The organism is Pantoea sp. F_5 (assembly GCF_008631595.1).
GTDB classification, from domain to species: Bacteria; Pseudomonadota; Gammaproteobacteria; order Enterobacterales; family Enterobacteriaceae; genus Pantoea; species Pantoea gossypiicola.
In genome coordinates this window covers 418377-433368 of the sequence record NZ_VWUO01000001.1, presented here as the reverse complement: position 1 = coordinate 433368, position 14992 = coordinate 418377, and the positions used below count along the sequence as shown (strand labels likewise).

Genomic DNA, 14992 nt, shown 5'->3' with positions numbered 1-14992 from the left:
TTCGCTTGAAATATGTCCATCCACTGATAGCGAACCTTACAACCAGTTTAGTCCATCAAGCACATAGCAAACGCTAGAAAGAGGGAAGGTGTGCATATAACGCTTCGTTATTCCTGTCCCCGTCTTCTCATGCCCTATCACCTGCTGTAGGTGAGCAATGTTTGAAACCCAGCCGCCAGACGCCGTTGTTACAACCGCATGACGCATTGAATGTAAAATACGTCTCTGGCCGTGGTCGTCCAGGTATGGAATCTCAAGCTGATCTCTGACATCTGATATGGTTTTTCCTATCTTGTGCATATTGGTTCCTGCTACATCAGGGAAAAGCTTTTCAGTTTTAACTTTTGCAACATAGTCCATCAAACCTAGGTCGATTAAATGCTGGTGTATAGGGACTTGGCGTGTTGCATTCTCTGTCTTGCCCTGTCCACCTTCCGCAATCAAAAAGTAATGTCTCTGGCTATCCTCATCATACTTAACCTGAGATTTTGTCAGGGTGGCTATTTCTGCCCTCCTCGCCCCTGTATATGCCAAAAGTAAAATTATCCACTTTAACCAATCTTGCTTAGCTTCATTGATCGCATAAGAAACAAACTTTCGCATTTCCGACATGCTATAAGCGCCGTAACGCGCTTTACTTGGTGGAGCGACTACACCGTCTGTGGGAGACTTAGTTAAAATATCAAGATAATCAGTCAAATAAGTTTTGAAGAGTGATTTGTAAAGCTTCAGATGTTTATGCAGTGCTTCTTTCCCTAACAATTCTTCATCTGAGACATCTTCACATGAAATCAATTCTTGGATAGTCATCGAGCGGTAAGGCTGCTTAACACGCTTCGGAAGCCCTGCAATAACAGCCATTACCTTCTGAATGTCTTTTTTAGTGACAGTTGCTACATCGGTTTCATGACCAAGAACAGTTAGGAGCACTTCCATATAACGTTCGTTAGCATCAGAGATTTTAGCTCCCCAGCCTTTCCCTTTATCCTTTTTATAGTCTTTCCATGCCTGCCCAAGACTAAGAGAATGATGTGATTCAACGGTGCTTGCTGACTCGTGAGAGATGGTTTCAGAGGGTTTAAGCGATAAGAGTGTATTTCTATATCCGTTTAAATCCCCTGCATAAAATTGTTGGTACGCTTGGTGCAATAATGCGCGGTTCATATCTATCTGAACAGCCGCTGAATCTACTTCAAATGCGATTGTATGACCTGATTTTCCTTTTAGCCGCAATCCGGCCTCAAGCATCCTTTTTGTACCCTCACTGCCGTTGATGTACTCATTTGAAAAGAAATCGCGGACCTTATCAGCAGATGCGGATTGTTCCTTACCGTTAATGGGTTCATCCGTAAATTTACGTAGCAGTGGTGTTGTCCTAGGGATGCGTAGGGCCTCCTGATAATCACCTTCCAGAAAACTTCTTAGAATCTCTTCCAGTTCACTTTTTGTGACTAATTCAAGAGTATCAATGGGCTTAGCTTCGCTCTCTGTTGCTGGTGACCTTTCATACACCTCACCATTGAGCACAGAATCAATTTTGGCCTTGAGGTCATCAACATTCATTTCGCCGCTTTGGGTCATTTCAACAAAGGGAGTAATCTGTGCCATGTAAGCAGCAGCTTGTTTAGCGCTATCTGTTTTAAGCGTTTTCTTGAATAGCTTTCTGTTGGCTAAACGAAACTGTATGTAAAAAGTCCCGTTGCGATTGAGGGTGTGCTTGATTGACTTTGATCCCACTTGTGATACCTCACCTTATCCCATAACCTAATGTTTTATAAGGTGGTAAGGCTAACATCAAGATTTTTATGACTCATTTATCGCCCTACGCTGGCATTATCCAGATCAGGTAATACGGGTATTTCTCAGCCTTCACAAAGAAGGGCACCCCGAGTCATTAAAACAAAATCAAAAGATTGCGATTAACGTCCCGTTAATCCCTGTTCTGGATCATGCCAGCGGGAAGCCAAAGACTCAACCCTAAAACATCTTCCGTGTGCCAGTTTATTTCTCACGTTGGCTCCCATAAATAAATGGCCGGCAAAAAACCGCCAATAAGGCGGCTTAAGAAAATTATTTCAGTCATGATGATTTAAATTAAATCTATTTTCTGCATACATTTTCTTCATGCAGTTGAAGAGCTTTTGCTAACTCCAATTGGAATGCAAAGGACAGACGGGAGCGGCTGATGTTGATACCGTCAATAAAAATGATGTATGTAGGGTGAATAGTGATCATGCGCCCAATGTTTTACAAAAGTTTAGGCTGGTTTGACTTATCGTTATTCATTGTATGCCATCCGTCAGGGTGGAGGCAATCCCGGTAATGGATGACCGACCTAAAATACATAAAAATCATAAATTTAAAATATTACCAAACTCAGGGAGTGTACATTGGCGAGCCTCCCTTAGCCTAACTATACACGAACAAAAAAACGGCGTTTATGTAGCCAGCTCAGAATGGTGGAGCCCCCCTGAATAACATAGCGTTCCTGAGCCTCACGATATGTCATTTCACCTTTTTCAACCTGCTCAACGACAGCCAGTTTAAAGGACAGAGAGTAGTCACGTTGTGTACTTATAAAATACTGTTTCACACATTCTCCTTAACCATGGGAAAATTTGTCATCGCTATTCAGCGACGGGGCAAATTAATATTAAAAGGCGAGCCAAACGGCTCGCCTTTTCCTTTATAGAAGCCCAAGCATTTGTTGGATTGAAGTTAGTAATTCTTGTTGCGTATAACGATGAGATTGCATTGTAACATTCTCTGGGTGGTGTATGTGATTACGGATGAATGTTTGTAATGTGGTATCCGCTGGAGGTTTTACCATACCTTTAAACTCCCTAACCCATACTTTATCAAGCTCAATCCCCTTTGAATTTAGCCATTGCTCCATTATATTTTCACTTGGACAGGAGTTTTTCTCCTGCAAATAGCCATATAATTCATTATGCAATTCGACAGTTGCTAAATTGTATGCTTTGAAATTAATTTCTCCCCACGATGGAGACCAAGGAAACCATGGAGAAGTATCAGCTCTTTCCACAATATTTTTGTTATTCTCTTTTTTGAAAACAAACAGGCCGATATTTTTAAGATAAGGAGAAGATAAAAGGAAAGGAGAGTGCGTTGTAACAAAAACCTGTCTACTTTTTGATATAATCATTAAAGCTTCTAAAAGCTTTTGCTGTCCTGAGGGATGAAGACAGATTTCAGGTTCATCAATGAAAAGATAGAATGGTTTACTGATTCCTGCACCATGCGCATTACACGTTATCTCAGCGTACACTTGGAGTAATGATAGGGCCAGCGCCCTTTGCATACCATGCCCCTTTTCTCCCATAGGGACATTCACCCCATCATCAATCATGATGGAAATAGTTTTAAAGAAATTCTCTACTTGCAACTCTTCAAAGATGAAAGAAATATCTGCCATGCCAAATTGAGAAGAAAAAACCTCTTTAACTTGATTTTCGACTAAAGATATTTTTTGTCTTAATTGAGATTCTGGATGGTTAAACACGCGATGATATTGCTCAGAAAACGCCCTGTATTCATCTGTTGCAATATGACCCAAGGCTATTTCTTTTAGAAGCGAACCACATATAGTTGTAGAGCCAAATTTTGCTTCATTACTTGGATTTGTATCAGCCCAAATGAAGTTATTATCATAGAATTTCTTGAATGGAGCATCTATGCCACTTGGGTTAACAAATTCATTTCCGTTCCAAAATAATATTTTCTTTTCCCCAATCTCGCTACACCTCTTCACTCTAAAATAATTGGCCCCCTCATCCTCATACACATGCGAAGTGAATGCAGCAACTTTATTGGTTTGTACGTGAGCAGCAATTACCTCAGCTAAATTGCCAGTAAATAGCAACTCAGCTGAAAGTTTCTGAGGTATATTGTCCGGATCTGATTTACATATAAGATCCTCAATATTCTTTTTAGTTCCGTCCTTTATAAAATCTATAATTTCGAATACAGTTGATTTTCCGGCGTTGTTTTCACCCAAAAAGATATTAAGTCCACTACCTTCCTTTTCTCCATCAGGGATATTGAATTCCAATTCATTATCTTCCCCATAATACCCTTTAAAATTTTCTATCTTCAGTTTTTTAATAAACATTATTAATCCCTTATGCTAGCTGTGTATAGAAAAATAACCTGACGTAAAACATCTTATTTTCACATAACTTATAACAATGAAAATTAAGAAAAACCATGACATCACCCAAATAATTAGCTATTCCAACACAATTTATCAATAACGTAACACACAGTTTTCATAGGAAAGATGTGTAAGTATCTTCAAGTAATCCATGACCCGCTTTTCTCATGCCCTACAGCCTGCTACAAGTACGCTAAGTTGCCAACCCAATCAGCTAAACAGCCTGATTTCATTGTGTGCCGGAGGCTATGCACCAGTCGCCGCTGCCCATAGTCATCAAGATAAGGAATACCAAGCTGATCTCAAAAATCTGCTGGAACTTTGCCGATCTTCGGCATGTTCTTACCCGACACAGGAGAAAAGATTTTCTCTTTCCATTGGCGGTTCATAAAATTAAGGAATCCCCATTCGAGCAGTTTGGGATGTATTACACCCCGTGTATTCGCGTTCTCAGTTTTCCCCTGCACTCCTTCCGCGATCAGAAGATAGTGCCGCTGACAATCCTCGTCATATTTGATATGTGATTTTCCAGTTTGGCGATCTCGCTTCTCTTGGCTCCCGTATAGGCCAACAAAAGGATGATCCACTTGTGCCACCCGTCAGACTGCTTGAAAGCCCACTCCACAAACTTTCTCATTTATGCTGCACTGTATACTCCGAACTCGCTTTCGACGATGCAGCAACTACTCAATCAGTCGGGGACTTCTCCATAATATCTTTATTGCCAATCATGAAGGTTTTGAACAGCGATATATAAATCTTCAAATGCTTGTGGATAGACTCAGCCCCAACCGATTCCTCAGACAGGACATCATCGCACTCGATGAGTTGCTCAACCGCCATTAACCAATAAGGCTGCACAACACGCTCAGGCAGTTTTTCAATAATTTCCATCACCTGCTGGATGTTTTCCCTGGTGATCGTCGTTACATCTGTAGATGCACCCAAGACAATCAACAGGACCTCCATAAAGCACTCATTGGCCTGCGAGATTGCCTTCGTCCAGTTTTGGGCTTTCTCCTTTTTGTACATTTTCCATACACCAGCCGGTATTAACACGTATTCTGGTTGTGTTTCAGTTTGTTCTTCCTCATCTCCCGTAGGAATGACAATCTCGCGGTATTTCTGAGCAACTATCGGCTGAATATTGCGCCGTGGATCATTCAGAAATTGGTGCGCCAGCAATTGTTCATTCTGCTGTTTTAGGCGATTACCATACTCAGAAAGTCGCTGACCGAACTGTTCCGGTTGGGTAGTTCCACGTTGAACCAAAGCAATAACAGGAGAAGCAAACAGCACCAGCAATTGAGCTTTGGCGTGACTATCAGTCTCTAAAAACTTACGGAAAAACTTATTTTCAGGCAGGCGAAAACGAACATAATAGATCCCGTTACGTTTAATGGTATGGCGTATGGTTTAGTGTCCCATTTGAGAGTCTCAATGTGTTATGGCTGAACAAAACGTAACCAAAAGGAGTAATAATTTTTATATGAGGATAATCGCTAGGGCTACACTGGCATTATCCAGTACAGGTCAGCGGGTTATTCTCAGCCCTTTTCCGTTTGGAAAGCGGCCCCCCGAGTTGTGTTAAGGCTTGCAGCACACGGGAGATGTGAAGCGAAAGCAAGCGACACCAGTCCCACAAATAATCAGACCTGAAACAATTCACATGATCCCGATCAACTCTCAGCATTACAAAAAAAGGCTTAATGCTGCGGGTTAACGGGATACCTCTTTATAGGTAGCCCTGTTTATTACCCTGACGGGTAATATTTCCTGTAGTGACTCTGGTCGCCCCATAATAATTAGCCTGCTCGCAGCATCATCGTAAAAAACATTTTCTTTCATGGAGTTAAAAGCTCCGGAAGCAGAACTTCATACTATTCAGGATGTATGATGCGATTTTTAGCGCTTATTCCACACCGCCATCGATGGCAGGATATTATTATTGAACGTCGGGGTGCTATCGCGCCAAATGGCAGATCTTATCTTTCCACCTGTATTTCCGCACACTGTACGGGCTGCGGCGAAATCATTCATCGTGTCTATTATCGCGATATCAGTGACAGACAGGCACGCCGCTGGTTAGGCTAGCGTTCCTGCTGCGCTCAATCTGACACCGTTATAGTTAACAGTTAGTTAGCAATTTGTTAGTCTGATCACTAATCATCGTCTGACCAGACTCTCTCTATGCCACTGCTGTTTGAAAGCCTTAGCCATCAAATTTATCTGTCAGCTCCGCTGTTTATCCTGATTTTGCTGGGATACTGCCTGACGCGCCTGGGAAAATGGCCCGCCAGCATCAGTGAAGGGATGAACCGCTTTGTGTTTAACGTTGCGCTGCCCTGCATGCTGTTTCGGGTGATGAGCACCTTCTCGCAAAGCCCGCCGGTGGATGCACGTCTGCTGCTGGCCTTCTTTGGCAGTTGCCTGCTGGTGTTTATCGTCGGTCGGTTGCTGGCAACAAGGCTGTTTGATCTGGATGGCGTGGCGGCTTCGGTCTTTGCACTGGGTGGCATCTTTTCTAATAACGTGATGCTGGGGATTCCGGTCGCCACAGTGTTGCTCGGTCCAGAAGCCCTGCCCCCGGTAGCGCTGGTGCTGGTGTTTAACAGCCTGATTCTCTGGACCTTACTCACCGTTTCGGTCGAGTGGGCAAAACAGGGCAGCTTCTCGCTGCAGGGCGTCTGGCGTACCCTGATTGGGGTGATCAGAAATCCACTCATCATCGGCATTCTCAGCGGAACGGCCTGGAGTTTTCTGCAACGTCCTTTGCCGATGCTTGCCGCGGAACCGTTAAAGATGCTGGCTTCACTGGCCGCGCCCCTGTCGCTGGTGACGCTGGGCATGAGCCTGGCGCACTATCGGGTGCGGGACGGATTGAAAGAGAGCTATACCATCTGCCTGTTGAAGCTGGTACTGCAGCCAATGACGGTATGGGCTATCGCCTGGCTGACCGGCTTGCCGCCGCTGGAGAGTAAAGTGGTGGTATTGCTGGGGTCGATGGCGGTCGGAGTTAACGTCTATCTGATGTCGCAGAAATTCAATGTCATTCCTGGCCCGGCGGCGGCGAGTATGCTGTTTTCAACAGTGTTTGCGGCGGTGACGACGCCGATATGGATGATGCTGATGACGCTGGCGGGATACTAATAAAAAAGCCCCTCAGCACGGATGCTGAAGGGCTACTGTCTGGCTGACGAAACGTTATTCAGCAGACTTAGTACGGATCAGATAGTCAAACGCGCTCAGTGAGGCTTTGGCACCTTCGCCGCTGGCGATGATGATCTGCTTGTACGGCACGGTGGTGCAGTCACCCGCTGCGAACACGCCTTTCAGGCTGGTTTCGCATTTACCATCGATAATGATCTCACCCATTTTGTTGCGCTCAACCGCGCCTTCCAGCCATGGGGTGTTCGGCAACAGACCGATCTGGACAAAGATACCGGAGAGCGGCAGTTCGTGGGTGGTCTGCGTCGTACGGTCGATATAGTGCAGGCCGGTCACTTTGGTGCCGTCGCCTTTCACTTCGGTGGTCTGCGCGTTCAGGATCACAACAACGTTCTTGAGGCTGCGCAGTTTATCCTGCAGCACCTGGTCAGCACGCATCTCCCCGGCAAACTCCAGCAGCGTCACGTGTTCAACGATACCCGCCAGATCGATGGCGGCTTCAACACCAGAGTTACCGCCGCCGATCACTGCTGTGCGCTTGCCTTTGAACAGCGGGCCATCGCAGTGCGGGCAGTAGGTCACGCCTTTGGTGCGATACTCTTCTTCGCCCGGGACGCCCATGTTGCGCCAGCGTGCGCCGGTCGCCAGAATGATACTACGTGATTTTAATACTGCACCGGAGGCGGTTTCGATGGCGTGCAGTCCGCCCTCTTTCGCAGCCGGAATCAGTCTGATGGCGCTCTGGCTTTCGATGACGTCCACGTTGTAATCATCAACGTGTGCGCGCAGTGCACCTGCCAGTATTGCCCCTTCGGTTTTCGGCACGGAGATATAGTTTTCGATATCCACCGTATCCAGCACCTGGCCGCCAAAACGCTCGCCCAGCAGACCGGTACGGATACCTTTACGTGCTGAGTAGACCGCTGCCGCTGCGCCCGCCGGGCCGCTGCCGATAATCAGGACTTCGTAGGCGTCACGCTTGTTCAGCTCTTCCGCCGCACGTTTATCGGCGTTGGTGTCTACTTTGCTGACGATTTCCGCCAGGCTCATGCGGCCCTGACCAAACTCTTTACCGTTGAGGTAAACCGCTGGCACGCCCATCACATTGCGTTCCTGAATCTCATTCTGGAACAGGCCACCGTCAATAGCGGTGTGGCTGATACGCGGGTTAATCACCGCCATCAGGTTCAGCGCCTGAACGACGTCAGGGCAGTTATGGCATGAGAGTGAATAGTAAGTTTCGAAATGGAAGTCACTGTCCAGCGCCGCGATCTGATCCAGCAGGCTCTGTGCTTCTTTCGACGGATGCCCACCGGTCTGTAACAGTGCCAGCACCAGTGAGGTAAATTCGTGACCCAGTGGAGAACCGGCAAAACGCGGGCCGCTGTTCGAACCTGGGTTTGTGATCAGAAATGAGGGCTTACGCACCTGACGATCGTTCTCTTCGCGGAAGCTGACTTTGTCAGACAGGCCGGCGATATCAACCAACAGTTCACGGATCTCGGTTGATTTTGCACCCTCATCCAGGGTGGCGATCAACTCAACAGGTTTGGTTAATTTCTCAAGGTAAGCCTTGAGCTGTGTCTTCAAATTTGTGTCGAGCATAGTGATATCCTGGTCAAAAAATCGGGTGCCGCAGCACCCGATTGGAGAATGGTCGAAAGGGCGAAGCGGAATTAGATTTTGCCAACCAGGTCCAGAGAGGGAGCCAGTGTTGCATCACCTTCTTTCCATTTAGCCGGGCACACTTCACCTGGGTGAGAAGCCACGTACTGAGCCGCTTTCACTTTACGCAGCAGGTCAGAGGCGTCACGGCCAATACCTTCAGCAGTGATTTCGATGGCCTGGATAACGCCTTCCGGGTCAACGATGAACGTACCACGGTCAGCCAGACCTTCGTCTTCACGCATGATTTCGAAGTTACGGGTCAGCGCGCCAGTCGGGTCACCGATCATCGCGTACTGAATTTTCGCGATGGTGTCTGAAGAACCGTGCCAGGCTTTGTGGGTAAAGTGGGTGTCGGTAGAAACGGAGTAGATATCTACGCCCAGTTTCTGGAATTCTTCGTAGTGGTCAGCCACGTCGCCCAGTTCGGTCGGGCAGACGAAGGTGAAGTCAGCTGGATAGAAGAAGAACACACTCCATTTACCTTCAACGTCTTTCTCGGTTACGTCGATGAATTCGCCGTTTTTGAATGCTGCGTTTTTGAACGGCTTGATTTTGGTATTGATAATAGACATCTGTGGCCTCCGTTAAAATATGTGATGCAGGTTACATAATTTTCGGGCCAACATCTAATACGCGGTCGTTATCAATCTGATAAACGAAAGCTATCAAACGCTGAGAGCCTGATGCTCTCTGGCCCGGCAGGCAGTGTACAGCGATTTTTGTGACATTTAACCCGCTTTATCTTTTCGCCCGTCTTCGCGAATCACTGCTAGTTTTGTAAGACCGGATTATAAGGGAGCTGACCTGTGGAGATTCGTCCGTTTACGGAAGCCGATCGTCCTTTCCTGCGCACGCTGTTTCTGGCGGCGCGACGACACAACTGGCGCTGGCTTGACGGCAGCGAGTGGCAGCTGGAAGATTTTGATGGCGTGATTCTGGGCGAAACCGTGCTGGTCGCCGAAGCTGAAGGACAGCGCGTCGGATTTGCCGGGCTACTGGAGAACGACAACTTCCTGCACAGCCTTTATGTCGATCCTGAGTGGCAGGGACGCGGCGTGGGCAGCGCGTTACTGGAAGCCGTTGAAGCGTGTTTTACGTCAACCGGCGCGCTGAAGTGCCTGCAAAAGAACAAAGCGGCACAGGCGTTTTACCTGAAGCATGGCTGGAAAATGATTTCACAGGGTGAAGGCGAGCACGGCGGTTACGTGTTGATGCACTACCCGCTGGCCTCACACTATGCCAGCGGGTCGGGTCGGGCTTAAAGCGCGCGGAAGGCGATCTCGCCAGGGATGACGTCGCCCTGCCAGTAAAGCTGAGCCGCAACGCGTCCGGCCAGCTGGCGATAGAGCGCGGTAAACTCGCTGTCGGGACGGCGAATGACCGTCGGTTCACCTTCATCAAGATCTTCGCGCAGGTCAATATGCAGCGGCAGCTGGGCCAGCAGCTGCGTCTGGTAATCCTCCACCAGTTTCTGCGCGCCGCCGGTGCCGAAAATGGGTTCGTGGTAACCACACTGACTGCAGATATGCAGGCTCATGTTTTCCACCACGCCCAGCACTGGCACATTGACCTTTTCAAACATCACCAGGCCTTTGCGGGCATCAATCAGGGCGATGTCCTGCGGTGTGGTCACCACCAGTGCGCCGGTTACCGGCACGTTCTGCGCCAGCGTCAGCTGAATGTCGCCGGTGCCGGGCGGCATATCCAGCACCAGATAATCCAGCTCCGGCCACAACGTTTCGTTGAGCAGTTGCATCAGTGCTTTGCTGGCCATCGGCCCGCGCCACACCATCGCATTGTCGTCGGTTACCAGATAGCCGATGGAGTTGGTGGCCAGACCGTGCGCCATAATGGGTGCCATATGGGTGCCATCCGGCGATGTCGGGCGTTGATCCTGGGTGCCGAGCATGTTCGGCACTGACGGGCCATAGATATCGGCATCAAGAATGCCGACACGCGCACCTTCGGCTGCCAGCGCAAGCGCCATGTTTACGGCGGTGCTGGATTTTCCCACGCCGCCTTTGCCGGAACTGACCGCAATAATGTTTTTTACGCCGTTCACACCCGGCTGGTTTTTCACCCGCTTCAGGGTGGCAATATCGTGGCTGAGCCGCCAGTCGATGGCACTCGCGCCGGTCTGACGCAGCAGGTCAGCGCTGACCTGCTCTTTGAGGTCGTCGAACCCGCTGGCCCAGGCAAACGGCATCAGCAGTTCCACATGCAGCGTTCCATCCAGCTGCGCCACATGATGCAACGCCTTCAGGGCGGTGAGATTCTGCTTAAGGGTCGGATGCTCAAAGCTTCTCAATACGCCGGCCACGATGGCGCGAAGGCCCTCTGGCGTATGCGGTTCCCGGGATTGTCCTGTCATCCCCTGCTCCTTATTTCTGCTGTGCTTACGCTGTGTTTCAGCAATGTATGGTCAATGATATCAGATGCTCGTGGATCTGCGGCGACTGGCAGGGGTGAATCCCTTGTGTTTACGCAGGAGAAGCCTTCAGTTACCATCTAAGCCCGTTTTTTCAATCAACAGAAAGCTACGCAAACTATGACTCAAGTCGCTAAAAAAATTCTGGTAACGTGCGCACTGCCTTACGCGAACGGATCAATCCATCTCGGCCACATGCTCGAGCATATCCAGGCAGACATTTGGGTGCGTTATCAGCGAATGCGTGGCAATCAGGTTTACTTCATCTGCGCCGATGATGCGCACGGCACGCCGATCATGCTGAAAGCTCAGCAGTCAGGCATTGCACCGGAGCAGATGATTGCAGAGATGAAAAGCGAGCATGAAGCTGACTTTGCCGGTTTCAATGTCAGCTATGACAATTATCATTCGACTCACTGCGACGAAAACCGTGAGCTGTCTGCGCTGATTTACGGCCGTCTGAAAGAGAACGGTTTTATTAAGAACCGCACCATCTCGCAGCTTTACGATCCGGAAAAAGGGATGTTTCTGCCGGACCGTTTTGTGAAAGGCACCTGCCCGAAATGTAAGTCACCTGATCAGTACGGCGACAACTGTGAAGTCTGCAGCGCGACCTACAGCCCGACCGAGCTGATCGATCCGAAATCTGTGGTATCCGGGGCGACGCCAGTCCTGCGCGACTCCGAGCACTTCTTCTTTGATCTGCCGTCCTTCAGCGCCATGCTGCAGGCCTGGACCCGCTCCGGTGCGCTGCAGGATCAGGTGGCGAACAAAATGCAGGAGTGGTTTGAATCGGGTCTGCAGCAGTGGGATATCTCCCGCGATGCGCCTTATTTCGGCTTTGAAATCCCGGATGCGCCAGGCAAATATTTCTATGTCTGGCTGGATGCGCCCATCGGCTATATGGGCTCGTTCAAAAACCTGTGCGATAAGCGCGGTGACATTGACTTCGACGAGTTCTGGCGTAAAGACTCCACGACCGAGCTGTATCACTTCATCGGTAAAGATATCGTCTACTTCCACAGCCTGTTCTGGCCCGCGATGCTGGAAGGCAGCAACTTCCGCAAGCCAAACAATTTGTTTGTACACGGCTATGTCACCGTCAACGGTGCCAAGATGTCGAAGTCACGCGGTACCTTTATTAAGGCCAGCACCTGGCTGCAGCATCTGGATGCCGATAGCCTGCGTTACTACTACGCGGCCAAACTCTCTTCACGCATCGACGATATCGACCTGAATCTGGAAGATTTCGTCCAGCGCGTGAATGCTGACATCGTGAACAAAGTGGTTAACCTGGCGTCACGTAACGCGGGCTTCATCACTAAACGCTTTGACGGCAAACTGGCGGCTGAGCTGGCCGATCCGGCGCTCTATCAGACCTTCGTGGATGCGTCAGAGAAGATTGGTGACGCCTGGGCCAGCCGTGAATTCAGCCGTGCGATTCGTGAAATCATGGCGCTGGCTGACCTGGCGAACCGTTATGTCGATGAGCAGGCTCCGTGGGTGGTGGCGAAGCAGGAAGGCCGCGATGCCGACCTGCAGGCGATCTGCTCAATGGGCATTAACCTGTTCCGCATTCTGATGACCTGGCTGAAGCCGGTGCTGCCTTCGCTGAGCGCACGCGCCGAAGATTTCCTGAAGTGCGAGCTGAGCTGGGATGCTATCGCCCAGCCGCTGCTGGATCACCAGGTCGCGCCGTTTAAAGCGCTCTACAGCCGCATTGAAATGGCGAAAGTCGAAGGACTGATTGCGGCCTCGAAAGAGGATGCCGCTACCGCCAGTGCACCGGCCGCCACGGGTTCGCTGGCCGATGCGCCGATCGGTGAAACCATCACCATTGATGATTTCGCTAAAGTCGATATGCGCGTCGCGCTGATTGAGCAGGCGGAACTGGTGGAAGGTTCGGACAAGCTGCTGCGTCTGCAACTTGACCTGGGCGGGGAAAAGCGTCAGATCTTCTCCGGCATCCGCGCCGCTTATCCTGATCCGTCAGTGCTGGTCGGTAAAATGACCATCATCGTCGCCAACCTCGCACCACGTAAGATGCGCTTCGGTATCTCTGAAGGCATGGTGCTGTCAGCGGGTCCGGGCGGCAAAGATCTGTTTGTCCTCTCCGTCGACAGCGGTGCTGTGCCGGGTATGCCGATTAAGTAATCGCCTGTCGATGCTTAACAGGTTAAGCACAGTACCATTCTGAACCCTTCGCGCCGTATCACTGGCGCGAAGGGTTATTTTCCCCTCTTCGCATTCTCACTGCTACAGCCCCGCTTCCTTCTGCTGAATCCCTTTGCCCGTTGCTGCTACTCCGCGGCATAAATGTGATCGCTAGCACGCTAAGCGGTTAATGCGTATGATGAAGCTCAGTAAAAACAGGAGCCTGCCATGCTCACCGTGCTGTCTGTCTGCGGGCGCTATCTGCGCGCCTTTATCATCATTTATCTCTGCTTATACGCTGGAATCGGCATCGCCTCGCTGCTGCCCATTAAACTGCCCGGCAGCATTATTGGGATGCTAATTCTGTTCGCCCTGCTGGCATCGCAGATCCTGCCGGTCAGTTGGGTGAAACCGGGCTGCCATCTGCTGATTCGCTATATGGCGCTGCTGTTTGTGCCGATCAGCGTCGGGGTGATGAGCTACACCGATATTCTGACCGCACAGTTTGGTCCGATTGTTGTCTCCTGTGTCGTCAGTACCTTCCTGGTGCTCTCTGTTGTCGGCGTCAGCGCCCATCAGCTTCACAGCCGCCGTCCGGCCGGAGAGTCAGCCGATGAGTGAAATGTGGTGGTCACTGCCCCTGACGCTGGCGGCTTTTTTTCTGGCGCGTAAGCTGGCGTTACGACTGAAAATCTCGTTGCTTAATCCACTGCTGGTCTCCATGGGGATAATTATCCCGATACTGCTGCTGTTGCAGCTTCCTTACTCGCGCTATTTCGCAGGCAGCCAGATTCTTAATCAGCTGCTGCAACCGGCTGTGGTCGCGCTGGCACTGCCGCTGTATGAGCAGATGCATCAGATTCGTGCCCGCTGGAAATCGATTATTGGTGTCTGCTTTATCGGCAGCCTGACCGCCATGATCTCAGGCACCGCTATTGCCCTCTGGATGGGGGCCACACCCGACATTGCCGCCACCATCGTGCCTAAATCCGTGACAACGCCCATCGCGATGGCCGTCTCCGGTTCGCTGCACGGCATTCCCGCCATCAGCGCCATCTGCGTGCTGATTGCCGGTGTACTGGGTGCGGTATTCGGACACACGGTGCTGAACCTGCTGGGCGTGAAATCGAAAGCAGCGCGCGGACTGGCAATTGGCAATGCGTCGCATGCGCTGGGCACGGCGCGTGCCGCGGAACTTGACTATCAGGAAGGCGCATTCAGCTCACTGGCGCTGGTGATCTGCGGCATCATCACCTCTCTGCTGGCACCGTTTATTTTTCCGCTGCTGATGCACTGGTTTAGCTGAAAGTTTGCGAGAGATCTCGCAAAGTTGAAACATGCAACACAGGTTACATTGTCAGAGCGATGTGGATCACATATAAACCGGTGACTGGCACATC

10 protein-coding genes, 3 pseudogenes and 1 riboswitch are annotated in these 14992 nt (G+C 49.9%); of the genes and pseudogenes, 6 read left to right on the top strand and 7 right to left on the bottom strand.

The window, feature by feature from the left end:
- Positions 1 to 36: 36 nt before the first annotated feature.
- From F3I44_RS24225 to F3I44_RS01990, 4 genes and pseudogenes are all read right to left on the bottom strand, one after another.
- A pseudogene (locus tag F3I44_RS24225) lies at positions 37 to 1056 on the bottom strand (tyrosine-type recombinase/integrase); the annotation flags it as partial.
- 746 nt (positions 1057 to 1802) lie between these two features.
- Positions 1803 to 1899, bottom strand: a riboswitch (TPP riboswitch).
- 538 nt (positions 1900 to 2437) lie between these two features.
- Positions 2438 to 2593, bottom strand: a pseudogene (locus tag F3I44_RS02000) (IS3 family transposase); the annotation flags it as partial.
- Between the two features lie 93 nt (positions 2594 to 2686).
- Positions 2687 to 4132 carry an ATP-dependent endonuclease gene (locus F3I44_RS01995; RefSeq protein WP_150019234.1) on the bottom strand — a complete coding sequence of 482 codons (1446 nt, stop codon included), beginning with the start codon at positions 4130 to 4132 and terminating at the stop codon, positions 2687 to 2689.
- A gap of 113 nt (positions 4133 to 4245) precedes the next feature.
- Positions 4246 to 5587, bottom strand: a pseudogene (locus F3I44_RS01990) (integrase).
- A 483-nt stretch (positions 5588 to 6070) separates the two neighbouring features.
- Between F3I44_RS01990 and F3I44_RS24220 the strand changes: the two are divergent.
- Both F3I44_RS24220 and F3I44_RS01980 read left to right on the top strand, forming a co-directional pair.
- Positions 6071 to 6268, top strand: a complete 198-nt coding sequence (locus F3I44_RS24220; RefSeq protein WP_150010652.1) for a hypothetical protein — start codon at positions 6071 to 6073, stop codon at positions 6266 to 6268.
- Positions 6269 to 6364: 96 nt separating this feature from the next.
- Positions 6365 to 7324, top strand: coding sequence for an AEC family transporter (locus tag F3I44_RS01980; RefSeq protein WP_150010411.1), 960 nt, complete (start codon positions 6365 to 6367; stop codon positions 7322 to 7324).
- A 54-nt stretch (positions 7325 to 7378) separates the two neighbouring features.
- On the opposite strand, the gene ahpF is transcribed toward F3I44_RS01980, so the two are convergent.
- A complete protein-coding gene (ahpF, locus tag F3I44_RS01975) occupies positions 7379 to 8947 on the bottom strand; it encodes an alkyl hydroperoxide reductase subunit F (RefSeq protein ID WP_150010413.1) in 1569 nt (522 codons plus the stop codon).
- 71 nt (positions 8948 to 9018) lie between these two features.
- Positions 9019 to 9582 carry an alkyl hydroperoxide reductase subunit C gene (gene ahpC, locus F3I44_RS01970; protein WP_013358496.1) on the bottom strand — a complete coding sequence of 188 codons (564 nt, stop codon included), beginning with the start codon at positions 9580 to 9582 and terminating at the stop codon, positions 9019 to 9021.
- Between the two features lie 234 nt (positions 9583 to 9816).
- On the opposite strand from ahpC, the gene F3I44_RS01965 reads away from it, so the two are divergent.
- Entirely contained in the window at positions 9817 to 10272 is a 456-nt protein-coding gene (locus F3I44_RS01965; RefSeq protein WP_150010415.1) for a GNAT family N-acetyltransferase, read from the top strand.
- Here the strand turns inward: F3I44_RS01965 and apbC are convergent.
- Entirely contained in the window at positions 10269 to 11381 is a 1113-nt protein-coding gene (gene apbC, locus F3I44_RS01960) for an iron-sulfur cluster carrier protein ApbC (protein WP_150010417.1), read from the bottom strand. The two genes, F3I44_RS01965 and apbC, sit on opposite strands and share 4 nt — an antisense overlap.
- 177 nt (positions 11382 to 11558) lie before the next feature.
- Here apbC and metG point away from each other — a divergent pair, with 177 nt between their 5' ends.
- From metG to F3I44_RS01945, 3 genes are all read left to right on the top strand, one after another.
- Positions 11559 to 13592, top strand: coding sequence for a methionine--tRNA ligase (gene metG / locus F3I44_RS01955; protein ID WP_150019233.1), 2034 nt, complete (start codon positions 11559 to 11561; stop codon positions 13590 to 13592).
- Positions 13593 to 13820: 228 nt separating this feature from the next.
- Complete coding sequence (locus F3I44_RS01950) at positions 13821 to 14213, top strand: CidA/LrgA family protein (protein WP_150010420.1); 393 nt, start codon at positions 13821 to 13823, stop codon at positions 14211 to 14213.
- The gene (locus F3I44_RS01945) at positions 14206 to 14898 is read left to right on the top strand and encodes a CidB/LrgB family autolysis modulator (RefSeq protein ID WP_150010422.1); all 693 of its coding nucleotides are present in this window, start codon (positions 14206 to 14208) and stop codon (positions 14896 to 14898) included. The genes F3I44_RS01950 and F3I44_RS01945 overlap by 8 nt, the downstream gene beginning before the upstream one ends.
- The last annotated feature ends 94 nt before the right edge of the window (positions 14899 to 14992 follow it).

What these genes read in the sequence shown, in the direction of transcription:
- F3I44_RS01995 (WP_150019234.1), bottom strand. Translation starts at nt 4,132, where the DNA reads ATGTTTATTAAAAAACTGAAGATAGAAAATTTTAAAGGGTATTATGGG.
- F3I44_RS24220 (WP_150010652.1), top strand. Translation starts at nt 6,071, where the DNA reads ATGCGATTTTTAGCGCTTATTCCACACCGCCATCGATGGCAGGATATT.
- F3I44_RS01980 (WP_150010411.1), top strand. Translation starts at nt 6,365, where the DNA reads ATGCCACTGCTGTTTGAAAGCCTTAGCCATCAAATTTATCTGTCAGCT.
- ahpF (WP_150010413.1), bottom strand. Translation starts at nt 8,947, where the DNA reads ATGCTCGACACAAATTTGAAGACACAGCTCAAGGCTTACCTTGAGAAA.
- ahpC (WP_013358496.1), bottom strand. Translation starts at nt 9,582, where the DNA reads ATGTCTATTATCAATACCAAAATCAAGCCGTTCAAAAACGCAGCATTC.
- apbC (WP_150010417.1), bottom strand. Translation starts at nt 11,381, where the DNA reads ATGACAGGACAATCCCGGGAACCGCATACGCCAGAGGGCCTTCGCGCC.
- metG (WP_150019233.1), top strand. Translation starts at nt 11,559, where the DNA reads ATGACTCAAGTCGCTAAAAAAATTCTGGTAACGTGCGCACTGCCTTAC.
- F3I44_RS01950 (WP_150010420.1), top strand. Translation starts at nt 13,821, where the DNA reads ATGCTCACCGTGCTGTCTGTCTGCGGGCGCTATCTGCGCGCCTTTATC.
- F3I44_RS01945 (WP_150010422.1), top strand. Translation starts at nt 14,206, where the DNA reads ATGAGTGAAATGTGGTGGTCACTGCCCCTGACGCTGGCGGCTTTTTTT.